The organism is Arthrobacter sp. B2060, from assembly GCF_059090445.1.
This window is the reverse complement of the sequence record NZ_JBNHFR010000005.1, coordinates 165,853-189,875: the sequence shown is the minus strand read 5'-3', so window position 1 is coordinate 189,875 and position 24,023 is coordinate 165,853. Positions and strand designations below refer to the sequence as shown.

Annotated in this window: 17 protein-coding genes and 2 tRNA genes; 7 read left to right on the top strand and 12 right to left on the bottom strand. The window is 65.9% G+C overall.

Translation table 11 applies throughout. The features are described 5' to 3' along the window. Nucleotides 1-138 precede the first annotated feature (138 nt). On the top strand, nucleotides 139-744 hold the full coding sequence (locus tag AC5RUM_RS11345; RefSeq protein WP_494035018.1) for a sigma-70 family RNA polymerase sigma factor: 606 nt from the start codon (nucleotides 139-141) through the stop codon (nucleotides 742-744). A 1-nt stretch (nucleotide 745) separates the two neighbouring features. Continuing rightward, on the top strand, nucleotides 746-1,582 hold the full coding sequence (locus AC5RUM_RS11340; protein ID WP_494035017.1) for an anti-sigma factor: 837 nt from the start codon (nucleotides 746-748) through the stop codon (nucleotides 1,580-1,582). Nucleotides 1,583-1,627: 45 nt separating this feature from the next. On the opposite strand, the gene AC5RUM_RS11335 is transcribed toward AC5RUM_RS11340, so the two are convergent. The 4 genes from AC5RUM_RS11335 to AC5RUM_RS11320 all read right to left on the bottom strand — a co-directional run bounded on the left by AC5RUM_RS11335 (nucleotide 1,628) and on the right by AC5RUM_RS11320 (nucleotide 6,043). Beyond that, nucleotides 1,628-2,404, bottom strand: coding sequence for a PIG-L deacetylase family protein (locus AC5RUM_RS11335; RefSeq protein WP_494035016.1), 777 nt, complete (start codon nucleotides 2,402-2,404; stop codon nucleotides 1,628-1,630). 4 nt (nucleotides 2,405-2,408) lie between these two features. Then, nucleotides 2,409-3,362: an electron transfer flavoprotein subunit alpha/FixB family protein gene (locus AC5RUM_RS11330; protein ID WP_400578653.1), complete on the bottom strand. Its 954-nt coding sequence runs from the start codon at nucleotides 3,360-3,362 to the stop codon at nucleotides 2,409-2,411. A gap of 15 nt (nucleotides 3,363-3,377) precedes the next feature. Further along, the gene (locus AC5RUM_RS11325; protein ID WP_494035149.1) at nucleotides 3,378-4,178 is read right to left on the bottom strand and encodes an electron transfer flavoprotein subunit beta/FixA family protein; all 801 of its coding nucleotides are present in this window, start codon (nucleotides 4,176-4,178) and stop codon (nucleotides 3,378-3,380) included. A 236-nt stretch (nucleotides 4,179-4,414) separates the two neighbouring features. After that, complete coding sequence (locus AC5RUM_RS11320) at nucleotides 4,415-6,043, bottom strand: S1C family serine protease (protein WP_494035015.1); 1,629 nt, start codon at nucleotides 6,041-6,043, stop codon at nucleotides 4,415-4,417. Between the two features lie 297 nt (nucleotides 6,044-6,340). Between AC5RUM_RS11320 and AC5RUM_RS11315 the strand changes: the two genes are divergently transcribed. The 3 genes from AC5RUM_RS11315 to AC5RUM_RS11305 all read left to right on the top strand — a co-directional run bounded on the left by AC5RUM_RS11315 (nucleotide 6,341) and on the right by AC5RUM_RS11305 (nucleotide 10,832). After that, the gene (locus tag AC5RUM_RS11315; protein ID WP_494035014.1) at nucleotides 6,341-8,392 is read left to right on the top strand and encodes a TPM domain-containing protein; all 2,052 of its coding nucleotides are present in this window, start codon (nucleotides 6,341-6,343) and stop codon (nucleotides 8,390-8,392) included. Between the two features lie 110 nt (nucleotides 8,393-8,502). Continuing rightward, complete coding sequence (locus tag AC5RUM_RS11310) at nucleotides 8,503-9,303, top strand: PspA/IM30 family protein (RefSeq protein WP_494035013.1); 801 nt, start codon at nucleotides 8,503-8,505, stop codon at nucleotides 9,301-9,303. 104 nt (nucleotides 9,304-9,407) lie between these two features. After that, a complete protein-coding gene (locus AC5RUM_RS11305; RefSeq protein WP_494035012.1) occupies nucleotides 9,408-10,832 on the top strand; it encodes a cryptochrome/photolyase family protein in 1,425 nt (474 codons plus the stop codon). Between the two features lie 22 nt (nucleotides 10,833-10,854). On the opposite strand, the gene AC5RUM_RS11300 is transcribed toward AC5RUM_RS11305, so the two are convergent. From AC5RUM_RS11300 to AC5RUM_RS11280, 5 genes are all read right to left on the bottom strand, one after another. After that, complete coding sequence (locus AC5RUM_RS11300) at nucleotides 10,855-11,790, bottom strand: cytochrome b/b6 domain-containing protein (RefSeq protein ID WP_494035011.1); 936 nt, start codon at nucleotides 11,788-11,790, stop codon at nucleotides 10,855-10,857. Nucleotides 11,791-11,950: 160 nt separating this feature from the next. Then, a tRNA-Met gene (locus AC5RUM_RS11295) sits at nucleotides 11,951-12,027 on the bottom strand. A 144-nt stretch (nucleotides 12,028-12,171) separates the two neighbouring features. Next, nucleotides 12,172-12,245 (bottom strand) — tRNA-Met (locus AC5RUM_RS11290). A gap of 238 nt (nucleotides 12,246-12,483) precedes the next feature. Continuing rightward, nucleotides 12,484-15,471 (bottom strand): UPF0182 family membrane protein, encoded by a 2,988-nt coding sequence (locus AC5RUM_RS11285; RefSeq protein WP_494035010.1) that lies wholly within the window; start codon nucleotides 15,469-15,471, stop codon nucleotides 12,484-12,486. A 171-nt stretch (nucleotides 15,472-15,642) separates the two neighbouring features. Then, nucleotides 15,643-16,791 (bottom strand): YlbL family protein, encoded by a 1,149-nt coding sequence (locus tag AC5RUM_RS11280; RefSeq protein ID WP_494035009.1) that lies wholly within the window; start codon nucleotides 16,789-16,791, stop codon nucleotides 15,643-15,645. A gap of 221 nt (nucleotides 16,792-17,012) precedes the next feature. Between AC5RUM_RS11280 and AC5RUM_RS11275 the strand changes: the two genes are divergently transcribed. Beyond that, the gene (locus tag AC5RUM_RS11275) at nucleotides 17,013-18,536 is read left to right on the top strand and encodes a zinc-dependent metalloprotease (RefSeq protein WP_494035008.1); all 1,524 of its coding nucleotides are present in this window, start codon (nucleotides 17,013-17,015) and stop codon (nucleotides 18,534-18,536) included. Nucleotides 18,537-18,640: 104 nt separating this feature from the next. On the opposite strand, the gene AC5RUM_RS11270 is transcribed toward AC5RUM_RS11275, so the two are convergent. The 3 genes from AC5RUM_RS11270 to nudC form a co-directional block, all read right to left on the bottom strand. Next, nucleotides 18,641-19,216, bottom strand: a complete 576-nt coding sequence (locus AC5RUM_RS11270) for a M48 metallopeptidase family protein (RefSeq protein ID WP_494035007.1) — start codon at nucleotides 19,214-19,216, stop codon at nucleotides 18,641-18,643. Next, nucleotides 19,216-21,348, bottom strand: a complete 2,133-nt coding sequence (locus AC5RUM_RS11265; RefSeq protein WP_494035006.1) for an ATP-dependent DNA helicase UvrD2 — start codon at nucleotides 21,346-21,348, stop codon at nucleotides 19,216-19,218. Before AC5RUM_RS11265 ends, AC5RUM_RS11270 begins: the two co-directional genes overlap by 1 nt. Nucleotides 21,349-21,444: 96 nt before the next feature. Beyond that, entirely contained in the window at nucleotides 21,445-22,497 is a 1,053-nt protein-coding gene (nudC, locus tag AC5RUM_RS11260; protein WP_494035005.1) for an NAD(+) diphosphatase, read from the bottom strand. 153 nt (nucleotides 22,498-22,650) lie between these two features. Between nudC and AC5RUM_RS11255 the strand changes: the two genes are divergently transcribed. Next, entirely contained in the window at nucleotides 22,651-23,982 is a 1,332-nt protein-coding gene (locus tag AC5RUM_RS11255) for a macrolide 2'-phosphotransferase (RefSeq protein ID WP_494035004.1), read from the top strand. The last annotated feature ends 41 nt before the right edge of the window (nucleotides 23,983-24,023 follow it).

Genomic DNA, 24,023 nt, shown 5'->3' with positions numbered 1-24,023 from the left:
AGGTCAGATCCCAGGGATGAGGAGCGGCAGGTGAAAACATTACGTGCGGGCAGGCCAACACCGGGTTTTGCCCGCAACAGTGCTGCCGTCTCCGGGCGGGACCCACAGGGGACGTCCGGAGACCTATGCTTGACAGTGATGGAAACTCCGAACGCGCCGAACCTTGGCGCCCCAGCGCCGCCAGGCAGCGCCGTCGACCTGAACGGCCAGCTGGCGGCAATGCTGGAGCGCATCGCCACCGGCGACCAGCAGGCCTTCGCCGAGTTCTACCGGCTGACCTCCCGCCGGGTATACGGCATGGCCAGGCGCGTCCTGATCGATCCGGAGCTCAGCGAAGACACCACGCAAGAGGTTTTTCTGCAGGTCTGGCAAAACGCCGCCAAATTCGACTCCGCCAGCGGAAGTCCCCTGGCATGGCTCATGACCATCTCCCACCGGCGTGCCGTGGACAAGGTGCGGTCATCGCAGTCTTCCAGTGACCGTGAGGCCAGGTACGGCGCCAGCAGCCAGGACATCGACCACGATTCCGTGGCTGATGAGGTGGACAGCAGACTGGAAGCCGAAGCCGTGGCGCGGTGCCTGGGAACGCTGACGGAAACGCAGCAGGAATCCGTGCGGCTGGCCTACTACGGCGGACTGACCTACCGGGAAGTTGCGGAAAAGCTCGACGCTGCCATACCTACCATCAAGTCCCGCATCCGCGACGGACTGATCCGACTAAAGAACTGCTTGGGGGTGAGTTGAAATGAGCGAAACGAACGATACGAACGGCCGCCGGTTGCCTCGGGGGTTCGCTGCCGACATTTCCACTGACCTGACCGCCGGCCGCGCGGTGGAACTCGCCGAAGCTTATGCCCTGGATGCCGTGAGTGACGCGGAGCGGCGGGCCATCGAAGAGTACGTCAGAACTGCTCCGGAGTCCGAGCGCGAGTCCTTCAATGAACGGGTCCGCCAGGCCAGGGAAACACTGGCCATGGCGTTCACCGCAGAGGAGGAACCTCCGGCAGACCTGTTCGGCCGGATAGTCGCCCAGCTTCCGGTGCAGCCTGCCGCGGAGCACGCTGAGGCACCGGCCGCACAGCCACCTGCGGCGGATGATCTTGCTGCCGCCCGGGAACGCCGCAACGTCCGGCGCCGGCCCTCCGGTATGCGGGCCTGGCTCATTGGCGTTGCTGCCGCCGCCGTCATCGCCCTGGGCGGCGTGGGCGTCGGCGCGTACATGGCCAACCAGAGTGATCCGCTGACCCAGGTACTCCAGGCGCAGGACGTGCGCCAGGCGACCGTCGAGGTCAGCGGCGGCGGCACGGCCACCGTGTCCATATCGTCGTCGAAGGACGCTTTGGTCGTACGGATGAAGGACGTACCCGCGCCCCCGCCCGGCAAGGTGTACCAGATGTGGCTGATTCCAAAGGACGGATCCACTCCGGTTTCCCAGGGGCTCATGGACGAGGAAGCACTGTCAAAGCCTGCAGTGGTCAAGGGCATCAGTTTCGCTGCCGCGCTCGGCATCACCGTTGAACCGGCCGGCGGCTCAGCTGCCCCGACATCGCCCACGGTCGCTGACGCACCGCTCAACGCCTGAGCGGCGCGTCAGCATCCGGCAACGCCCCGGTGTTGGCGCCTTGGCCTAAAAGCCGGCGATCGTTCCCGGGCCGTTGATGGCTACGACGTGGAATGCCTCGGCGCTGCGCCCTTCGGGCAGGCCGGCACGCTGCGCGTTCAGCACCATGCCGTTCCGCACCGTGTTCTCCATGGCGGTGGCATCGGGATGCTGGCTGACGTGGACGTGGAGGGCGGCCAGTTTGCTCTCCACATGCTCAGTGACGTCAACGAAATGGTTTTCCCGCTCCTCCGGCCCGGCAAACAGCCAAAGCCACGGGACCTTGTAGGCGTCCAGCCCGGACTCCGCGAGTTCTGGATACGCGTGGGGGTTTTCCACGGCGGGGTAGATCGCCCGCGTCACCGCCTCGCCCACTGCCAGGTGATCGGGGTGGCTCTTCTGGATGCGGTTCCAGTTGCGCTCGGGATGCAGGGACAGCACGACGTCGGGACGGATTTCACGGATGAGCTTCACCACTCCCCACATCACCAGATGGTTCGGTTCGAGGAACCCGTCCCTCTCGTGGAGGTAGTGGATGTCGGTGACCCCGACGAGCGCTGCCGCACGCTCCTGCTCGGCCGCCCGCAGGGCAACGATTTCTTCCCGGTGGGCCGGGTCGAACCCGCCCGCGTCGCCGTCGGTCATGATGCAGTAGCTGACCTCGACGCCGGCGGCGGTCCAGGCAGCGATGGTGCCTGCGGCACCAAAGTCGATGTCGTCAGGATGGGCCGCGAAACAGAGCACCCGTTCAACCCGGTGCTTGTCCGGGTTGAACGGGCTCTGTGCTGGAGCTTGGGCGGTCAAGGAATCAGCCCTTGCGCTTCTTGATTTCTTCAGTGGCCTGCGGGAGTACCTTGAAGAGGTCGCCGACGATGCCGAAGTCCGCGATTTCGAACACCGGCGACTCAGCGTCCTTGTTCACGGCAACGATGACCTTGGCCGTCTGCATGCCGGCCTTCTGCTGGATGGCACCGGAGATTCCCGCTGAGATGTAGAGCTGCGGGGAGACGACCTTGCCGGTCTGGCCCACCTGGGCGTCGTGGCTGATCCAGCCGGCATCGGTGGCCGCGCGGGATGCTCCCACTGCAGCGCCGAGGGCGTCAGCCAGTTCCTCGACAGGGGTGAAGTCCCCGTCCAGGCCGCGGCCGCCGGCCACTACGATCCGTGCATCCGTGAGGTCCGGGCGTCCGCTCGCGACCTTCTGCTCGCGGGCGGTGATCCGGGCAGCCGTGGCGGCCGCATCGGCGGGAACGTCAACCGTCACGGTTTCGGGCGTTGCCGGCGCGGCAGCCGGCTCGGGGTTCACGCTGTTGGCCTTGACCGAGAACACGCTGACAGGCGTGGTAGCCTTCGCCGCGGTGGCGTAGGACCCTGCCAGCACAGACTTGTGGGCGGTGCCGTCGGCGTCGATTGCGACGACGTCGGTGATCACACCGGCGCTCAAGCGGATCCCGAGCCGCGCCGCGATTTCCTTGCCTTCGGGAGAGTTTTCCAGCAGCACCCTTGTGGCGCCGGACTTGTCGACCGATGCCGCCACGAACGCCGCTTTGGCGGCCACGAGGTAGTCGTCCAGGTCCTGCGCGGACGGCCGGTAGACGGCGGCGGCACCGTAGGCAGCCAGGGTGGCAGCGGCGTCGTCGTGCAGTTCGCCGTTGACGGCGACGGCGGTCTCCCCGAGGGAACGGGCGATGGTCAGGAGTTCCAGGGTGCTCTTCTTGAGGGCCTGGCCCGGGTTGTCAATGAATACAAGTGCGTTTGCCATGTGATGTGATCCCTCTCAGAGCAGCTTCTGGGCGGCCAGGAAGTCCACCAGCTTGATGCCGGCGTCGCCTTCGTCCGTGATGATGGTGCCGGCCGTGCGCGGCGGGCGTTCCTCGGCCGACGTCACCGTCGTCCACGATCCGGCGTGGCCCACCTGTGACGGATCGACTCCGATGTCAGCCAGCGAAAGCGTGGTGATGCTCTTGCGCTTGGCGGCGATGATGCCCTTGAAGTTGGGATAGCGGGGTTCGTTGATCTGGTCCGTCACCGACACCACAGCGGGCAGGGACGCCTCCACGGTTTCGGAGTGGGTGTCCGCGTCACGGCGCGCGCTGACCCGTCCGCCGTCGACCTCGAGGGAGGAAGCGAAGGTCACCTGGGGCAGTCCGAGGCGCTCGGCGAGCTGGGCCGGCACGAGGGATGTTTCACCGTCGGTGGAGGCCATGCCGGTGAGGACGAGGTCCACGGGGGTGTCAGCGCCGAGGTGCCGGACTGCTGCCGCGAGTGCGAGGGACGTCGCAGCGGCGTCCGAACCGGTGAGTGCTTCGTCCGTGAGGTGAACGCCCTCCGTGGCTCCGATCTGCAGGGACTTCTTGATGGCGTTCACGGCGCCTGCCGGCCCCATGCTGAGGGCGATCACCTTGTTGCCGGCCTTGCTTCCGCCGCGCGCCTCGATCAGCTGCAGCGCGGCCTCCAGGGCGTATTCGTCCAGCTCGGACAGGATGCTCTCGTCGCGGTCTGTCGTGTGGCCCTCGCCAGTGAGGTGCCGGTCAAACTGGGCGTCCGGCACATGCTTGACCAGGACGATGATCTTCAATGTCTCTTCCACTGTATTTACAGCAGCCTTCCATGCTTGTGGATAGCCAGCCGGGTGAGGTCATGGCCGCGGAACGCCCGGGGTACGGGTAGCTCCTAGCTAACCATATAGGGGCGTGCCGATGCCGCCCCGTGTTAACGCCTGTGTCAACCTGGCGCCCGGCTTGACGCACAACGACGGCGGGACCCACCTTTCCGGTGAGTCCCGCCGTCGGTAGCGCTTCTGCTGGGGTTACCCTACTGTTCCGCTGCGGCTCCCAGTGTCACGTCGAGCTGCTGCTCGCGGCCGTTGCGCTGAATGGTGATCTTGACGGAGGCACCTGCGGGTTGCTCGCGGACTGCCGCGGTGAGCTGGTTTGGGTCACTGATAGCAAGGTCATTGAAGCGTGTGACGACGTCGCCGACCCTGATGCCTGCCTTGGCAGCCGCGGAATTCGCCTCCACCGTGGCGACATCCGCCCCAATGGAGAAGCCGGTGCTCGAATCTGTGGAGGACTTCTCCTTGACGCTGACTCCGAGCTGGCCGTGGGTGGCCTTGCCATTTTCGATGATTTCCTGGGCCACGCGCTTGGCGTGGTTAATCGGGATGCTGAAACCGACGCCGATATTGCCCGTCCCGGTCGCCGCCGAGCTGCCGCCGGCCGATGCGATAGCCACGTTGACGCCGATGATCTCACCCTTGCTGTTCACCAGTGCACCGCCGGAGTTGCCCGGATTGATGGCGGCATCTGTCTGGATCACGTTGATGGCGATTGAGCCCTTGTTCGCCGAACTCTGGCCCTGTCCCTGGCCCGGAGGCGCGAACTCGAAGCCCTGGTCACCGCCCTGGGAGTTGTCCTGACCGCCCTTGGGCGCTGCCGACGAAGCGACGCTGATGGTCCGGTTGAGGGTGGAAACGATGCCGTCGGTGACTGTGCCGTTGAGGCCAAGCGGCGAGCCGATCGCCACCGCGGTATCGCCGACGTTCAGTTTGCTCGAATCGCCCAGCGTGGCGGGGGTAAGACCTGAGGGGTTGTCCACCTTGATCACGGCGAGGTCGGACAGCGGATCAGTTCCAACGAGCTTTGCAGACAGCACCCGGCCCTCGCTGGTCCGTATTTCTATGTCCGCGTTGGCGACGGTGCCGTCCAGCGTCACCACATGGGTGTTCGTCAGGATATGCCCCTGGTCGTCGATGATGACGCCCGAGCCGGTGCCGCCTTCGCTGCCGCTCGTGGCCTTGATGGTGACAACGCTCGGCGTTGCCTTGGTGGCCGCCGCCGTGATGGCGTTGACGTCATCCTTGTTGTTGACGATGACAGTCCCGGGCTGGCTACCCGTGCTGACCGTCGGCGCGGTCCCGCCGTCGAACAGATTTCCGGCGCCTACCGTTGCCACGCCGCCGCCCACGAGGCCTGCGGCGAGGATGCTGGCAACCAGGGTGCCCACGCCAAAGGTGGCCTTGCGTTTGGGGGCGTTGGCGCGGTTGTCCTGGAACGCGGAGTGGGCGGCGTACTGGGCGAGCACGGGCTGGTGGCCGTGCGCATCGGTGTGCTGGGGGGCATGCTGCGGCGCAGAAGCGAACTGCTGGGTCGCAGGACCGGAGTGCTGGCCATAGAAGGGAGCATGCTGCGGGTATTCGGGATGCGGTCCGGTGCTGGGCTGGTGCTGCCCGTTGCCAGGCTCGTGGGGTCCGTGGCTCCGGTTGTCCCCGGCTTCTTCCGGCCGGTCCAGCCGCAAGGTGGGGTTCTCCTGGCTGTCCTGGCTTTCCTGGTTTTCCCCCTGCTGGAGACCCTCCGGGCGCGCCGGCCGAGCCGTCTGATCAGCGGGCCGCCCTGCAGGATCTCGGTTCTCAGGAGCTGACCCCGGTATTGGGTTCTCAGTCATTGGACTTCCTTTCATCCTCGTCTGTATTAACTATGGACGATCTGACTGAAACTAGGGCGGACGTTTGCTGAGAGCTTCCTGAGCGCGCACACCCCCTGCGATTTTGGCGGTTTCCTAAGCGTGAAAGCGCTTTTCGCTGGTGGCATATTCCCGGCCGTGGACGGTCCCCTTGGTGCACCATAGAATCAAGAAGAATTGCCACAGCGACCTGCGGCTTTACACCCGGCGTGGGGGCGCTGCTGCATTCTGAGACGGCTGTTTCATCCTGAACCAGTCGCGGCGTGCTGAAGGGTTGCCATGCGGTCAATGTTGAAACGTGTATTCGCCGTGATCGGCCTGACTGGAATGCTGGCGCTTCCTGCCACAGCAGCCTGGGCCGAGAATCCGGTCACACTCGATCCTGTCACCAAAATTGTCGATACCGCCGGTGTACTCGGCGGCAAGAAGGCCGACGTCGAAACGGCCATCAAGAAGCTCGGCACGGACCACGCCATGACACTGCATGTCGTGTACGTCAAGAAATTCGAGAACCCGACGGACGGGACTGCCTGGACCGCCCAAGTGGCCCAGAAGGCAAATCTGCGCTCAAACGCGATGGTTCTGGCTGTTGCCACAGACCCAAGCGTCAGGCAATATCAGCTGAGCAAGCCCAGTGGCAGCAAGATCACCGACGCACAGCGTGACACGATCGTAAAGAGCGCCGTGGATCCGCAGCTCCGCAACGGTGACTACGCCCAAGCCGCCATCGACACTGCCGCTGCCATCGGCGACGCAGCCGGCGGCGGAAGCGGCAACGTTCCGTCGGGCGACGGTGCCGGCACAGCTGTGCTGGTTGGCGTGGGCGTTGTGGCCGCCGGCGGCGCCGGAACGTACCTGTACCTCCGCAACCGGCGCAAGAAGGCCGCCCAGGCCTCCAGTGCCAGCTACGGTCCGCAGGGCGCCGAGCTCGATCCCCTTGCTTCGCTGAGCATCGAGGAACTCCGCCGCAAGAGCGGTTCGCTGCTGATCGAAGCCGACGACGCCATCAAGTCGAGCGAGCAGGAACTTGGCTTCGCCGAAGCGCAGTACGGCGAGGCCGCCGTCGGAAACTTCACGAAGGCGCTCGAGGAGGCCAAAGCCCACATGTCCGAATCGTTCAAGCTGCAGCAGCAGTTGGACGACCACATCCCGGACACCGAGGAGCAGCAGCGCACCTGGCTGGGCGAGATCATCCGCCGCTCGGAAGCTGCCCTGGCGTCACTGCAGGAGCAGAAGGCGGACTTCGATTCGCTCCGCGAGCTCGAAAAGAATGCGCCACAGGCGCTGGCCGCCGTTGATTCCGGGGCGGCCGCTGCCGACGCGAAGATCACCACCGCTGAGCGCACGCTCGCGGAGCTGCGGGGCAAGTACGCCGAGAGCGCACTCGTCCAGGTGGCGGACAACATCACGCAGGCCAAGGAACGGCTCGCCTTCGTGCAGAACGCCAGCAGCACCGCGCGCGAGAAGCTGGATGCCGGCGAGGGAAGCCTGGCCGCTGTGGCCGTCCGCGCCGCTGAGGAAAGCCTGCACCAGACCAACGTGCTCCTCGACGCCATTTCGAAGGTGTCCGGCAGCCTGGACGATGCCCGGAAGGGGCTCGAGGCCGCCGTTGTGGACACCTCCCAGGACCTGGCCCAGGCAAAGGCACTGATCCAGTCCGGTGCACACCCGGAGCTTGCCGGTCCCGTGGCAGGCGTCGAGGCGGCACTCGCCCAGGTGAAAACCGAGATCCAGGGTGGCCGGATTGACCCGATCGCCACACTTGAACGGGTGGAAGCCGCCCACCAGTCGCTGGACCGTTCGCTGAGCGGCATACGCGACCAGCAGGAGCAGGCACGCCGTGCGCAGGCCTCGCTGCAGCAGACCATCATGTCCGCGCAGGCGCAGATCAGCGCCACCTCGGACTACATCACCGCACGGCGCGGCGGCGTGGGGACGGAAGCCAGGACCCGCCTGGCCGAAGCACAGCGGAACCTCGACTACGCTCTGTCCATTTCACGCAATGACCCCGTCACGGCTCTGACTTACGCCCAGCAGGCCCACGCCCTGGCTGCGCAGGCGGCGCACGTGGCTCAATCCGACGTCGACAACTTTGGCGGTTACGCCAACCAGGGCTACGGCCGCGGGGGCATGTTCGGCGGTGGCGGAGGCGGAGGCCTCGGCGGCGCCATCCTCGGCGGTATCCTCATCAACTCCATCCTGAACGGCGGAGGCGGAGCGGGCTGGGGCGGCGGCCACAGCGACGGCGGAGGCGGTGATGCCGGCGGCTTCGGAGGCGGAGACGGCGGCGGAGACTGGGGCGGCGACTTCGGCGGAGGCGGGGACTTCTAGCCGGCAGAGAGACTCCGCCGAACCGGGACCTTCCGGACGGCGGGTAGAAGCGGTATATCAACTGATCACTGGATTCAGTGGGAAAACTGAGCAGGACGAAAGGTAACACCATGGTTAAGCAGTCCATTTTTGGCCGCATGGCGCAGCTCGCAAAGGCGAACATCAATTCCTTGCTCGATCAGGCCGAGGACCCGCAGAAGATGCTGGACCAGATGGTGCGGGACTACACCAACAACATCGCCGAAGCCGAGTCGGCAGTGGCGCAGACCATCGGTAACCTTCGGATGCTGCAGCAGGACTACAACGAGGATGTGAAGAACGCCCAGGACTGGGGCAACAAGGCTCTGGCGGCGTCGCGCAAGGCCGATGAGTACCGCAGCGCCGGCGACACCGTTGACGCCCAGAAGTTCGACAACCTGGCCAAGGTGGCGCTGCAGCGACAGATCGCCTCTGAGAACGAGGCCAAGGCCGCCGAGCCCAGCATCGCGTCGCAGGCGGAAGTTGTGGAGCGCCTCAAGACCGGGCTGGACCAGATGAAGGGCAAGCTGAACCAGCTCACCAGCAAGCGCAACGAACTGGTGGCCCGCTCCAAGACTGCCGCCGCCCAGTCCCAGGTGCACGACGCCCTCAAGAGCATTGACATCATGGACCCCACCAGCGAAGTGGGCCGCTTTGAAGAAAAAATCCGCCGCGAAGAAGCAAAAGTCCTCGGCCAGCAGGAGCTCGCCGCGTCGAGCCTCGATGCCCAGTTCAACCAGCTTGAAGACCTTGGCGAGCAGACCGAGATTGAGGCCCGCCTGGCTGCGCTGAAGTCCGGCGGGGCCAAGCCTGCCATCGGCGCCGGGGGTGCGGCGTCCGATTCGGCAGCCGTCGGATCGACCGTCGACGAGGCCGACTTCGACAAGCTGTAGGAACCAAGAACAGCCTGGAACCCTGAGCAGGATAGTTGGTACGGAGAAGGCCGGGATCTGAGGATCCCGGCCTTCTCCGTTCCCGCGGCATGTAGCGTGGGGCCATGGCTTCAACGATTGTCTGGCTCCGGGACGACCTTCGCCTCGACGACAACCCGGCCCTTTCCGCCGCAGCCTCACGCCCGGACCGGACGACTGTGGTCTACATCCTTGATGAGGACTCCCCCGGCATCCGTCCGCTGGGCGGAGCGGCGAAATGGTGGCTCCACCATTCGCTGGCCCGGCTTTCCGCAGAACTGGAATCCAAAGGCTCCAGCCTGCTGCTCCGCCGCGGTGCCGCCCCCGCCGTGCTCCGTAGCCTGGCCGAGGAGACAGAAGCAGGGACGCTGCTGTGGAACAGACGCTACGGTCCAGGCGAACGGACCGTGGACGCCGGCATCAAGGAATGGGCCGCCGGGCAGGGCATCACTGCCACCAGCTTCCAGGCGAATCTCCTCTTCGAACCATGGACTGTCCGAACAGGAACGGGCGGGCCGTACAAGGTGTTCACACCGTTTTGGCGGTCCTGCCTGGCGGCTGCGGAGCCACGGAGGCCGGTGGACGCCCCCACGCGTCTCCCCGAACCGGCACATGGTGCCGGCGGTTCCCTGCCGGGCAGCGACAGTCTCGACAGCTGGGGGCTGCTCCCCCGGCGGCCCGACTGGAGCCGCGGGCTCGCCCAAACCTGGACGCCGGGGGAACGTGGCGGGCGCCTGCGGCTGGAGGAATTCCTGGACGGACCCGTCGAGGAGTACGGCACCGGACGTGATCTGCCCGCAGTGGAAGGCACCAGCCGGCTCTCCCCGCACCTGCGCTTTGGCGAAATCAGCCCGTTCCGGGTCTGGCAGGCGCTCCGCCAGCGCTTCCCACGGAACGCTCCTGCCGACGTCGGCATCTTCCGAAGCGAGCTTGGCTGGCGGGAATTCTGCTGGCACCTGCTTTATGAAAACCCCGGCCTCGCCACGGACAACTACCGCCGCGAGTTTGACCGCTTTGCCTGGCAAACACCGTCCGCCGCCGAGCTCGCAGCGTGGCATCAGGGGCGCACCGGCTATCCGCTCGTTGATGCCGGCATGCGTCAGCTGTGGCAGACGGGGTGGATGCACAACCGCGTCCGCATGGCCGCCGCGTCTTTCCTGGTGAAGAACCTGCTGGCCGACTGGCGCCTGGGGGAAGCGTGGTTCTGGGACACACTTGTTGACGCCGATGCCGCAAGCAACCCCGCCAACTGGCAATGGGTGGCCGGCTCCGGGGCGGATGCCTCGCCGTATTTCAGGATCTTCAACCCCGTCACCCAGAGCAAGAAGTTTGATTCCCGGGGCCGATACCTGCGCAGGTTCATCCCCGAGCTCGCCGGTTTGGACGACAAAGCCGTCCATGAGCCGTGGAAGAACGCCACAGCTGCCGGAGGCTATCCTGCACCGCTCGTGGGGCTGCAGGAGTCACGCGCACGGGCGCTGGACGCCTACCAGCAGCTAAAGGACGGCTAAGAGGCGCTTGCGGCGTCTGCGGTCAGCGGCTGGTAACCTTGCCCATCAGAGAAGCAATGGGGCGCAGGAACAGCGGCCTGGCCAGGAACCATGCCGCGACCATGACTGCGACTGACGCCGCGAAGATCCAGAAGCCGGCCCAGCCGGCGTCGTCGCTGGCGGCATACATGTGGTTCAGATTCCTCAGCGCGCCGGTCGCCAGCACGAGGAACACGTGCACCACTATGAACGCGACGAAGTAGACCATCACGGGGAAATGGATGGCGCGCGCCGCTTCGATCGGGAAGGCCCTGTTCAGCCCGGCCGCCTTCTTGGGCCAGGCCGCTGACATGCGCAGACCGGTGATGAAGGACAGCGGGGCCGCGATGAAGACCGTAGCAAAGTATGCCAGCAGCTGCAGGGCGTTGTAGTTCACCCAGCCGTTCTCGGTGGGCCAGTCCAGCGAGGCATACTGCAGTGCAGCCGACAGCGCGTTCGGGAAGACGTCCCAGCTGGTGGGCACGATGCGCATCCACTGGCCTGTGGCGAAGAGCAGGACCGCGAAAACGAGGCCGTTGAGGATCCACAGAACGTCGAGGGTCAGGTGGAACCAGAGCTCCAGGGAGATCTTCGTGGGTGCAGTCTTAGTCCGGATGAGGCCCTTGTTGTTCCGCGTCCAGTAGCCGCCCGGACGGGTGGTGGTCCGTACCTGCCAGCCCGTGCGGATGATGAGCAGCAGCAGGAAGGCGTTGAGGAAGTGCTGCCATCCGAGCCAGGCCGGGAAGCCGACCGGTGCGCCGCCGGGAAGTTCGGAATGTCCCGGGTAGTCCGACAGGAAGGACTGAACGCCGGAAAGGCCCGTGGCCCACTTTGCGAGCAGAACCACCAGCACTGCGGCCACGAGGACCGCCGGCACCGTCCAGTAGAGCCTGGACCGCTTGCCTTTCGCCGTGCCGGACTTGTTCTTCGTTGTGGACATCGAAACTACATTCCTCTCGAGAATGACTGAGACGGGCAACTGCCCCGGCCGAAACACTCCGGGCCCTGCGAAGAGAATACTAGGAAGTGCCAGAACGTGAACAAAAGCTACCGGGAAACGAAAAGCCCCGGCCGGTTCACACCGGCCAGGGCTTCGTCATTGGTTGCGGGGACAGGATTTGAACCTGTGACCTCTGGGTTATGAGCCCAGCGAGCTACCGAACTGCTCCACCCCGCGTCGCTTGATCAACTCTACCCTACTTTCGCGGCCGCCGACGCCACCCCCGGACCGCCCCCTGGCTGCGCCCCGGCACTCTTCAGCCAGTCCCCAGAGACAGCAAAAGACCCAGACCACCTGATGGTGATCCGGGCCTTCTCTCAGTTGCGGGGACAGGATTTGAACCTGTGACCTCTGGGTTATGAGCCCAGCGAGCTACCGAACTGCTCCACCCCGCGTCGCAAGAACAACTCTACCGGCCGGTGAACAGCAGGCCAAATCGAGGCGACGTGATCTGCGTCTCGGGCCGCTGCCCCTTCTACGGCAGGCAGACTTCAGGCCAACAGGAAAGGCCCGCCGCCGCTCCCTCACGGGAGCCGGCGGCGGGCCTTCACTACTGGTGACTCAGTTCAGCGTCCTGGCACCTGGCCGGCTGCCAGCCGGTCCAGATTCCCACTAGCTCAGCTGCCCACCTGCTCAGCTGCTGGGGGTCGGGGCGGGGGTGGCGGACGGGGACTGCTCCGAGGCCGGAGTGGTGGCGGCAATCTTCGCCTCGGCGTCGATGGCCTTCTGCAGTGCCGCGTTCAGCTTCTTCTGCTGCTCGCCGTAGGCCGCGAAGTCGCCCTTGGCCAGTGCTTCCTGCCCGGCCTTGATGGCTGCGTTGGCCTCTCCCAAGGCGGCCTTCAGTTCGGCGCGGGCGTCGGTTGTTCCCGGGGCAGGAGTCCCTCCTCCGCCCGGCGCCGGAGGAGTCTGCCCGTTGTTGGCCGAGTCACCGGCCGCGGCTCCGGAGTCACCGCCGAAGAGCTGGTTGAGGGCCTCGTCCAGGGTGGGGGCAAAGCCGATCTTGTCGCCGAAGGCAACCAGCACGCGCTGCAGTGTCGGGTAGGACGTTTCACCGGTGGAGCGTAGGTACACCGGCTGGACGTACAGCAGGCCTCCGCCGGCAGGAAGCGTGAGGAGGTTGCCGTTCAAGACATCCGAGGCGCCCTGGCGGAGCAGGTTAAGGGCCTGCGAAACGGTCGGATCGGAGTTGAACTTGTTCTGCGCCTGGCCCGGTCCGGGCACCTGTGCTTCCGGCGGCACCTGGAGGAGCCTGAGCTTTCCGTATGACTCTGCCTTCACGCCCTTCTGGCCGCCGGCATCCGAGTCGGCCGCCAGGAAGCCGTACAGGACGTTCCTCGCGTTGCCGTCAACCACTTGGGGAATGAAGGACGACGTCAGCTGGAATGCGGGCTTCTCCTGGCCGGGCATCTGCAGGGACATGTAGAACGGCGGCTGCTTTACGTCCTCCGAAACCGTGGGGTCGTTCGGAACGCTCCAGGCGTCGTCGTTCTTGTAGAAGCTGACCGGGTCGGTCACGTGGTAGCGGCCCAGCAGTTCGCGCTGCACCTTGAACAGATCCTCCGGGTACCGGACGTGGCTCATGACGGCGGCAGACATCTCGGAGTACGGCTTCAGTGACGTCGGGAAAACCTTCTGCCAGGCCTTCAGCAGCGGGTCCTTGTCGTCCCATGCGTACAGGGTGACCGAGCCGTCGTACGCGTCGACGGTGGCCTTCACCGAGTTCCTGATGTAGTTCACCGAGCTGTTGGGCAGGGCCACTGTGCGTCCCGCCGTGGTCTGCGAGTCGGTGGTGGCATCCGACAGCTGTTCCTGCTGGGAGTACGGGTAGTACTGGCTGGTGGTGTAGCCGTCCACGATCCACTTGACGCGGCCGTCAACGACGGCGGGATAGGCGTTCCCGTCGACCGTCAGGTACGGCGCCACCTTCTGCACGCGCTCGCGGGGATTGCGTTCGTAGAGGATCTGCGAGGCCGGGTTCACACCATCGGACAGCAGGAGGTCGGAGGACTGGAACTTGATCGAGTAGAGCACGCGGTTGAGGAAGCTGCCGACGTTCGGGCCGCCGTTGCCGGTGAATGTGTATTGGGTCTCGCCGCCCGTGTCCTTGCCAGAGGGACGGTCCTGCTCGCGGTGCGGTGCCCCTTCCGGGGCGCCCACGATCGAATATTCCGGCGAGTCCTCGCCAAAGTAGATCCGGGGCTCGTACGTTTCGTCCGTACCAAGGACACCCGTGGACGGAATGCCTGACTGCAGGAACTCCGGCTTGCCGTCGGCGGTGAACTTGTTGCCCTTCGCCGCCACCACACCATAGCCATGCGTGTAAACGACGTGGGTGTTCAGCCAGGACTGCTGGTCTGGGCTCAATCCCTCGGGGTTGAGTTCGCGCACGGCGATGACAGTGTCCTGGACCTTGCCATCAACCAGGTACCGGTCTACGTTCAGCGCGTTCGGGAACTGGTAGTACGGCCGGTACTGCTCGAGCTGAGAGAACGCATCCGAAATGAGGTTCGGGTCCAGCAGCCGGATATTGGCGGTGGTCTGCGCGTCCTTTGCCAGCGCACCGGAGGCGGCGTTGGTGGTGGCGTTGTAACGCTCCACCTGCACCTGGTCGAGGCCGTAGGCCGCCCTGGTCATGCCGATGTTGCGTTTGATGTACTCGTTTTCGAGGGTCTGCTCCGACGGGCGGACCTGGAATTGCTGGATGACCCAGGGATAGACACCGCCGGCGAGGATGGAGGTGATTACCAGCATCGCCGTTCCGATGAGCGGCAGCCGCCACCTGCCGATGACAGCGGCAACAATGAACAGGATGGCAACGAGGATGGCAGCAACAGCCAGGATCGCCTTGGTGGGAATGACGGCGTTGACGTCTGTGTAGAGCGCACCGGCCCACCTGCCGCTGTTGTTCTGGACGGCGGCGTAGCGGTCGAGCCAGAAGTTGATGCCCAGGAGCACCAGGAACGATGCGCCCGTCACGGCAAGGTGGATCTGCGCGGCGCGGCTGGTGAAGATCCCGCGTTCCATGATCCGGATGCTGCCGTACAGGTAATGGGTCAGGATGCCGGCGATGCCGGCAACGACCGCAACGCTGATGAGGAACCCGACGATGAAGCCCAGGAACGGCAGCGTCATGAGGTAGAAGCTGATATCCAGCCCGAATTCCGGGTCATTCTGCCCGAAGGACTCCTGGTTGAAGAACAGCAGCACCTTCTGCCACTGGCTCGAGGCGGCGCTTCCGGCGAAGAGTCCGAACAGCACCGGAAGGCCGACCATGACCACCCGCCGCACTGGTTCAAGCTGGGCCTGGTAGCGGTTGAGGTTGTCCCGGATTTCGGAATCCGGGGCGTACACCGGCCGTGAATGGTACGCGATCCGGATGGCGTAGAAAACGCCGGCGAACATGACCGCGAAACCCGCGGCAAAGATGGTGATTCTTGCCACGTTTTCCGTCAGGAAGACTTCAAAGAAGCCCAACTGCTGGTACCAGAGGACGTCCGTCCACACGTTGGCGAAGAAGATGAAGCCGACGACAACCAGCGCAACGACAATGAGCGTCGGCGTCAAGGCACCGCGCTTTGGCTGGAGTCTTCCGGGCGGGGTGGGGCTGGCAGGACGGGACAAACTCTGTACCTCATAGCTTTGTCATATTTTTGAGTTTCCGGGGACCAGCATGCATGGTGCGTTGCACCGTGGGCGCAGAGCACGTGTCAGCTTGCTCGGCCCTCCACACACCCGACAGCGGCTGTTATTTATTGCCACGAGCGGCGAGGGGCCTTAGTTCCTGCCTTTAGTCTAGTTGTTTGCGCAGGCGGGAAGACCCGATGTGTCCCCGCCTCTTGCGGCCAATTCCACAGCGCGCTTCGCCTCGTCCAGATTCTCGACTTTAACCACCTGCAGGCCCTCTGGAACATTCCCTGAAACTTCGGAGCAGTTTGCTGCCGGTGCGAGGAACATCGTGGCACCGTCGGCCCGGGCGCCGTGCATCTTGACCGCCACTCCGCCGATGGGTCCTACTACTCCGTCCGGCGTGATGGTTCCGGTTCCGGCGATGTGCTTGCCGCCCGTGAGGTCGCCGGGGGTCACGGTATCGATGATGCCCAGGGCAAACATCAAGCCGGCGCTCGGTCCTCCCACCTTTTCCAATGAGATCTTGACGTCGAACGGGAAGGTGAAGCGGTATTTGAGGAGGACCCCCAGGATGAACCTGCCGGAATCGCTCCGGGCGGGGGTTACCGTTTCCGTGATGGTCTTACCCTCGCGCTCTACGACGACGACGACGGGCTTGCCCGCTCCGGCAGCCAGTTCGTCCTGGACAACGGCGAGTGCGCTGATCGGTTTGCCATTGATCGAGGTGAAGACATCGCCGGGCTTCAGCTTCCCCTGCGAGGCGGAGCCCTCCGACAGGTCGGCGACCTCCAGCTTCTGCCCGAAGGGTATGTTGAGTTCCTTCAGCGCCGAGGCCACGGCATTCTCCTGCGAGGTGGTCATGGCCACTGCGCTCTCCTGCTGGGACTGCTCCTTGGTCAGGCCCGTGGGGAAGATGAGCTCCTGCGGATAGACGGCCTTTGAACCGTCGAGCCAGGCTGAGAAGGCTTCGAATACGCTGACCGGTCCGTTAGGGCCGCCGTCGACGTAGACGGTGGTGAGATTCAGGTTCCCCTCGGCAGGATAGGTGTCGCGCCCGGTGATGCTGATGACCGGCTTGCCGTTGTCCTTTCCCAGCGTGTTAAACGTGGGTCCCGGCGACTCGACGACGTACGGGACCGGCAGCACGGCGGAGGTGACTCCGAGGACGAGCGCAATGAGCCCTGACAGCATCATGGCGGAAACCCGGGGATCGCGCGCCGTAGAAGGGCCCGATCCGGCGGTACCCGCCGATTCGCTGCCCGCGGCAGGAGCCGCGGACTCGTCTGAGGGCTGATCGCCCTTGGTTATCGTCACTGAAGGACCTCTCCGCGCCAGAGTCAACGTCCGCGGCGCTGGGGCTGCAACAAGCGGACGGCCCGGTGCAGCCTGCAAACATTCCGACTACTAACACTACGCGTCCGGGCGCGGCTAAAGCTCTTTGCCTACAGCGAACGGACCGTCTTTCGGCAGACAGCCGCTCTCGCGCAGGGGTAGCGTGAAGGTGATCAATAGTCACACCGACGATCGGCGGGATCATGACCTCCAACCCACTCAATCCGTCCAACGGCGACGACAATCCCAAGGATCCGCTGGCGGAAATGCTGCAGAACCTCATGGGCGGCAAGGGCATGGGCGACATCGACCCCTCCGAACTGGCCAAGGCCGCGGGGCTGCCCGATGACCCCAACCTCCTGGCCCAGATGTTCTCGCAGGTCCAGGCCATGATGAGCGCGCCCTCCGAGGGGCCCGTGAACTGGAAGCTTGCCCATGACAATGCCCGGCGGGTGGCTGCCAGCAGCACCGACCCGTCCGTGACCCAGGCCCAGTCCAGGGAGGTGGATGAGGCCCTCCGGCTGGCCGAGCTCTGGCTGGACCAGGTGACGGATCTGCCGGCCACCGGCCTGATCGGCAAGGCCTGGTCCCGTGCGGAGTGGGTCGAGGAGACGCTCGGGACGTGGAAGCGCCTCACCGAGCCGGTGGCCAACAGCGTCGCCAACGCGCTGTCCAGCGCCATGACCGAGCAGATGCCCGAGGAAATGAAGTCCATGATGGGCGGCGCTTCCTCCATGCTCCAGAACATGGGCGGCGCCATTTTCGGCATGCAGCTGGGACAGGCCATCGGTGCGCTCTCCGCGGAGGTAGTCAGTTCCACGGACATCGGCGTCCCCCTCGCGGACCTGGAAATGGCACTTCTTCCCGGCAACGTGGCCAAATTCGGAGAGGGCCTCAGCCTGCCGGAAAATGACATCCGCCTGTTCCTTGCGGTCCGCGAAGCGGCCCACGCCCGCCTCTTCGTCCAGGTCCCCTGGCTGCGGGGGCACCTCTTGGGCGCGATTGAGGCCTACGCCCGCGGCATCCACATCGACACGTCCCGGATCGAGGAGCTGGCCCGGGACCTGGACCCCAGCAACCCCGAGGGCATCCAGGAGGCGCTGTCGCAGGGCGTCTTCATGCCCAAGCGGACTCCGGCGCAGGAGCAGGCCCTCCAGAAGCTGGAAACCGCGCTGGCGCTCGTTGAGGGCTGGGTTGATGAACTCACCGCGGCGGCCACGGAGAAGGTCCTCCCCTCCGCCGGCGCTCTCCGCGAAACGGTCCGGCGCCGCCGTGCCACCGGTGGTCCGGCCGAACATGCCTTCGCCTCGCTGGTGGGTCTCGAGCTGCGTCCCCGCAGGCTCCGGGAAGCGGCAACGCTGTGGGCCTCGCTCAAGCAGGAACGCGGCATCGAGGGCCGCGACGCCATCTGGAAGCACCCTGACCTGCTGCCCACCGCCGAGGATCTGGACGACCCCAAGGGCTTCAGTGGACGCCGCCAGCTGGCAGAGGCCAGCGACAGCGAAGTGGATGATGCCCTGATGAAGCTCCTGGATGGCGGCTTCGACACTCCCGAGGCGGGCGCTGCGGACGACGGCGGCGCGGCCGGCGGCGCGGCCGGCGGCGCGGCTGGCGGCGCGGAACAAGGCACGAAAGACGACGGCGGTACGGCGGACAGCGCCGGTACAAAGGACGCCGACGGTACACAGGACGCCGACGGGACGAAGAAGGACGACGGCGGCCAGTAAGTCGGCCGCTGCGTCCTCGCCTCGGGGGGGCCGGCCTCGGAGGTCCGGCCCGGGAGGGCCAGGGCGCGCCCGCCCCTCCGGGGCAGGACAGCACTGCTGACGGGTCAGTCCCCCGGGACAGCCCCGTCGGCAGTTATTCCCCGTGAGGTCGCAAAAGAGACACCTTCCAGGAAGGCCTTGGCCCGCGCGGTTTCGGGGTATGCCTCCAGGAGCCGCCAGAAGGACGCGTTGTGTCCGGCCACCAGCAGGTGCGCCAGTTCATGGAGCAGCACGTAATCGATGACCCACTGCGGCATGGGCCGGAGCTTGTCCGACAGCCGGATGGACCCGTCAGCAGGGGTTGCCGACCCCCACCGCGAGTTCTGGTTGCTGACCCAGCGCACCGACGTCGGCACGGCCCTTCCCCCGAGATACCGTGCCGAGAGATCAGCCGCGTGGCTGGCAAGGGCGGAATCGGTGGCGGGACGCCGCCCGCCTTTGGACTGCCGGTCCCCCTGGACCCTGAGTTTGTCCAGCATCCGGCGCACCCATTCGGCTTCCTGTGCCCTGCTGAAGTTTGCCGGGATGGCGACGACGGCGGTTCCGTTCTCCCAAAACGCGGCTACTGTACGGCGCCTCCTGGCCGACCGGCGGACGACGACGGGCGCGCCGTCGTGCGTTCTGAGCTGCACGTCCGCCATCAGAGGGCGTCGCTTTCGGCAAGGACTGTCAGGACTGCTTCGCCGTAGCGCTCCAATTTGGACGGGCCCACCCCTGCCAGCCGTGCCAGCTCTTCCAGGGATGATGGCCGTGCCTCGGCGATGGCGGTAAGGGTCGCATCGGTAAAGACGACGAAGGCCGGCACATCAGCAGACTGTGCAACGTCGCGCCGCCATTCGCGGAGGGCGGTGAAGGTCTGCTCCTCGTATGTTGGCGGGCACTGGCTGCAGCGACCCACCTTCCGCTCTGCTCCGGTGGACAGCATGCTGCCGCAGACCCGGCAGGACGCGGGAACAGCGGCCTTGCGGCGCGGCGCAGGACCTTTGCCCCTTGCGGCGGAGGTTGCCACGGAATCCGGCCGCAGTCCGTCCAGGAACCGGGAGGGTTTGCGGTTGGCCCGGCCTCCCGGCGTCCGCGCCGTGGACCATGACAGTGACAGGTGCTCTCGGGCCCGGGTGATGCCGACGTAAAGGAGCCGGCGCTCTTCATCCACTGCCTCCGGAGTATCCGCGAAGGAAATGGGCATCAGTCCTTCGCAGAGGCCCACCAGGAAAACCGCATCCCATTCGAGGCCCTTAGCTGCGTGCAGCGAAGCCAGCGTGACGCCCTGCACGGTGGGCGCGTGCTGGGCGAGCGACCGTTCCTGCAGTTCGTTGACGAAGTCCGCGAGGCTGAACGCGGTTCCCCTGCTCAGAACAAGCTCATCGGCCAGGGCCACCAGGGCCGCCAGCGATTCCCAGCGCTCCCGGAGCGCGCCGCCGCTGTGCGGGGCGGAGTCCGTGTAGCCGAGGGACGCCACGATGTCCCGGACGATCTGGCCCAGGGGCTGCGGCGACGATTCCGCCACTGCACGTGTGGCGGCCCGCAGCTGCAGGATGGCGTCGCGCACTTCCTTGCGCGCGAAGAAGCGCTCGCCGCCGCGCAGCTGGTAGCCGATGCCTGCTGATGCAAGGGCCTGTTCATACGCTTCCGACTGCCCGTTGGTGCGGAACAGAACCGCGATTTCACTCGCCGGAACACCGGAATCCAACAGGGCCCGGATCTTCTGCGCCACGGTTGCCGCCTCGGCTTCGTCATCCGAGCACTCGGTGAACTGCGGCAAGGGGCCTGCCTCCCGCTGGGCAACCAGCTTCAGCGGCGCGGCCCAGGCGGCATCGGCAACCGGCCCACCACTGCGGCGACCCGCGAGGAGGTCATTAGCCAACTGGACCACCTGCGGCGTCGAGCGGTAATCGCGGATCAGCTTCACCACGTTGGCGTTGGGGTAGATGGCCTTGAAGCCCAGCAGGTGCTTGGGCGATGCGCCCGTGAAGGAATAGATGGTCTGGCTCGCATCGCCCACCACACACAGCTCATCCCGGCCGCCGAGCCACAGTTCGAGGAGCCGCTGCTGCAGCGGGGAGACGTCCTGGTATTCGTCAACCACGAAGTGCCGGTACTGTTCCCGGACCGTGGCGGCCACCTTGGGATCCTCCTGCAGGATGCCGACGGTGATCAGGAGGACGTCTTCGAAGTCGATCACGTTGCGGTCGGTTTTGACGTCCTCGTAGGACTGGAACACCCGTGCCACGGCGGTGAGGTCGAAGCCGCCCGGGTTTCCCCGGTCCTGCGCGTTCTCGAGATAGTTGGCCGGCGTGAGCATCGAAACCTTGGCCCACTCGATCTCCGAGGCCAGGTCCCGGATGGAAGCACGGTCCGTACTCAGCCGGAGCCGGCGGGCTGCCTCTGCGATCATCTGCGCCTTGTGGTCCAGCAGGTTCGGCAGCGTCCCGCCAACCGCCTGCGGCCAGAAGAACTGAAGCTGGCGCAGCGCCGCGGCATGGAAGGTGCGGGCCTGGACGTTGCCTGCCCCGAGGTCGCGCAGCCTGCTGCGCATTTCCGCCGCCGCCCGGGCGGTGAAGGTCACAGCCAGCAGCCGCTGCGGACTGTAGACCCCGGAGTGCACGCCGTAGGCGATCCTGTGCGTGATGGCACGGGTCTTGCCGGTGCCGGCCCCGGCAAGGACGCACAGGGGTCCGGTCAGGGTGCTGGCGACTTCACGTTGCTCGGCGTCGAGGCCGCCAAGGATGCGGTCCTCCAGGGAGGCATTGCCGTCAGGAATTTCTGTAGTCAATTCTGCTGCTCAGTCGAAAGGAGGGATGGTGTACCGTACCCGCACAGGGCGACGGCGATAGCGGGCAGGCAAGCTGCCCTGACGCTGCACGCAGCGTCATTCGTCTGCGGGCCGGTCCTGGATAACTCCGCCGTACCAGTGCTCAATGAGCGACCGGGCGATGGACAATCTGCTGGAAATCACGATCTCCCCGCTCAGCACGGCCGCCTGGAGTTCTTCCCGGCTGAACCAGCGCGCACGGGTGACCTCGACGCCGTCGGGCCTTGCCTCGGTGTCATCCGTAGCAGCCGTGAAGCCGAGCATGAGGGAGGCGGGGAACGGCCACGACTGGGAGCCCAGGTACTGGCACGCCTTGACCCGCACGCCCACTTCCTCGTGGATTTCGCGGACCACCGCCTGTTCAAGGGCCTCCCCCGGTTCCACGAACCCCGCCAGCGTGGAGTAGTTCTTGGCGTCAAGGGGCCCTCCCCCGCCGAGCAGCAGCCGGCCGTCCGGGCCCACCACGGTGACGATGATCGCGGGATCGGTCCGGGGGTAGTGTTCGGAGTTGTCAGCGGGGCAGCGCCTGACCCAGCCGCCCGCCTCGACGACGGTGGGCGTGCCGCACCTGGGGCAATGCGTATGGGAGGCATGCCAGTTGGCAATGGCGCTCGCCTCGACGAAGAGCGCCGTATGGGTGGGGTCCAGCCGGGCGGCGACGTCCCGGAAGCCTTCCCATGAGCCATCCGCGGGCAGTCCGGCGGAGCCGGGATCCACCGGTTCGGGCAGGATGAAAAGAAGAATCGGAGTGCCTTCCGGCAGCGCACTGGAGCTGAGGGCGGAGCCCAGGTAGACGACCAGTGCTGGCCCCGAGTCGACGTCCTGCAGCCGTCCCCGCAGCTCCGCAGCATCCGCCAGCACCAGCGCATCGTCCCGGACCAGGGCCTGCCGGCCGGAGAGCACCATTGCCCGTGCGTGGCCTGCTGCCATCAGTTCGTCGACAAAGCCCGGTTTCATCCGCTCCACGGATCCGCGGTTCAAGAGGGCCGGACGCACGGGAAGCACGGTGTCGAACAAGTGGTTCGCCGGCAGATCACCCGCGGGGAGGTGATTTTCCCGCCGCCCGCCGGATGGCTGAATGACCGGCGCAGCGGCCTCCGCATGACTCATGTATCCACCGTACTGACTCGGGGTGACAATTCACATTTCCCCGGCCCGGTCCCGGGAACTGCACCGTCTCCGGAACGCTGTTATTTCCGCCGGATCTCAAGACTCGCCGCGGCACATCGTTGTCTTGGACGTGAGTCAATCTACCGTGGAAGCGTGAGAAGAGAACCGATCGAACTGGCAGCTGTGGCAACCGCGGCAGTCCCCGGACTGAGCCCGACCGCAGTGAGTTCCGCCCCGGACGACCCCGCGGACTTCGACTCGGCACTCCTCCTCGATTCTGAAGGCAAGCGCTGGCGGGTCCGCTCGCCCCGGCATGCAGAGGCCAGCACCCGGCTTGAGACGGAGTTCCTGGTACTCCGGGCCTTTGCCCCGGCCATCCGGGCCGAACTGCCTTTTCTGATGCCAACCGTCGCCGGGACGGTACGGCAGGAGAACCTGACCACGTTTGTGTATTCCCACCTGAACGGTGCCACGCGCACGGTCGAGGAGCTCACTGCCGGCCCGCAGGAGCTCGCGAAGGAGATCGGCACCGCACTGGCCGCCATCCATGATCTTCCCCGCGCGCTGGTCAGCAATGCTGATCTGCCCAGTTACACGCCGAATGAGTTCCGGCAGCGCAGGCTCAATGAGCTCGACATGGCGGCAACCACCGGAAAAATCCCTCCGCTGCTGCTCCGCCGCTGGGAACACGCCATGGAAGACGTCTCGCTGTGGCGTTTCAATCCCTGTGTGGTCCATGGCGACCTTCACGAAGACAACCTGCTGGTTGAAGAGGACCGGGTCACGGCCGTCACCGGCTGGACCGACCTGCGGATCGGCGACCCTGCCGATGACCTTGCGTGGCTTGTTGCCTCCAACGAGCAGGACTTCGTGGACGCGGTGGTGCGCCACTACAGCGAGCACCGGCGGGACGCCCCGGACAACCACCTGCTCCGGCGGGCGGCGCTCTCGGCGGAATTCGCCCTGGCCCAATACCTCGTCAAGGGGATTGCGGCCAACGATCGCAGCATGATCGTCGAAGCGGAATCCATGCTGGCCACCCTGGCGGACGATATCGCCGAGCATGGCGGACAGCCAATCAGCGTGGAGCCCCTGCCGCAGCCGTCGGCACCGCCTGTGCCGGCAGCTCCCCGGGCAGTCCCTGCCGGGCAGGCGGCGGACGGCCCGGCAACGGCGGGACGCGGCGCGGTCACGGTCGAACCCATCCCGGCACCGGCTCTGGCCGCCGTGCATGTCACGCCCATCCCCGTGGAAGAGTCCGGCCAGCAGACCGTGGTGCCCGACAGCCCGGGCACACAGGACCTGCAGGAAGAACAGGACAGCCCTGGCCCTCAGGAAGGGCAGGACAACCTGGGCACGCGGAACCACGATCCAGAGCGGGACAACGATCCAGGGCGGGACAAGGGGGAAGCGTCCCGGCCCGTGCTTTCGGCGGACGACACGTCCACCACCGCCCTGACGGTCGTCGACGCCAAGACCAACTGATTGGCAGAGCCGGGAGTCCCCGGCTCTGCCGTGTCGGGGGT

Bases quoted from the DNA above. Each gene is read 5' to 3' on its own strand.
- AC5RUM_RS11345 (WP_494035018.1), top strand. From the start codon at position 139: ATGGAAACTCCGAACGCGCCGAACCTTGGCGCCCCAGCGCCGCCAGGC.
- AC5RUM_RS11340 (WP_494035017.1), top strand. From the start codon at position 746: ATGAGCGAAACGAACGATACGAACGGCCGCCGGTTGCCTCGGGGGTTC.
- AC5RUM_RS11330 (WP_400578653.1), bottom strand. From the start codon at position 3,362: ATGGCAAACGCACTTGTATTCATTGACAACCCGGGCCAGGCCCTCAAG.
- AC5RUM_RS11320 (WP_494035015.1), bottom strand. From the start codon at position 6,043: ATGACTGAGAACCCAATACCGGGGTCAGCTCCTGAGAACCGAGATCCT.
- AC5RUM_RS11315 (WP_494035014.1), top strand. From the start codon at position 6,341: ATGCGGTCAATGTTGAAACGTGTATTCGCCGTGATCGGCCTGACTGGA.
- AC5RUM_RS11310 (WP_494035013.1), top strand. From the start codon at position 8,503: ATGGTTAAGCAGTCCATTTTTGGCCGCATGGCGCAGCTCGCAAAGGCG.
- AC5RUM_RS11305 (WP_494035012.1), top strand. From the start codon at position 9,408: ATGGCTTCAACGATTGTCTGGCTCCGGGACGACCTTCGCCTCGACGAC.
- AC5RUM_RS11300 (WP_494035011.1), bottom strand. From the start codon at position 11,790: ATGTCCACAACGAAGAACAAGTCCGGCACGGCGAAAGGCAAGCGGTCC.
- AC5RUM_RS11275 (WP_494035008.1), top strand. From the start codon at position 17,013: ATGACCTCCAACCCACTCAATCCGTCCAACGGCGACGACAATCCCAAG.
- AC5RUM_RS11270 (WP_494035007.1), bottom strand. From the start codon at position 19,216: ATGGCGGACGTGCAGCTCAGAACGCACGACGGCGCGCCCGTCGTCGTC.
- nudC (WP_494035005.1), bottom strand. From the start codon at position 22,497: ATGAGTCATGCGGAGGCCGCTGCGCCGGTCATTCAGCCATCCGGCGGG.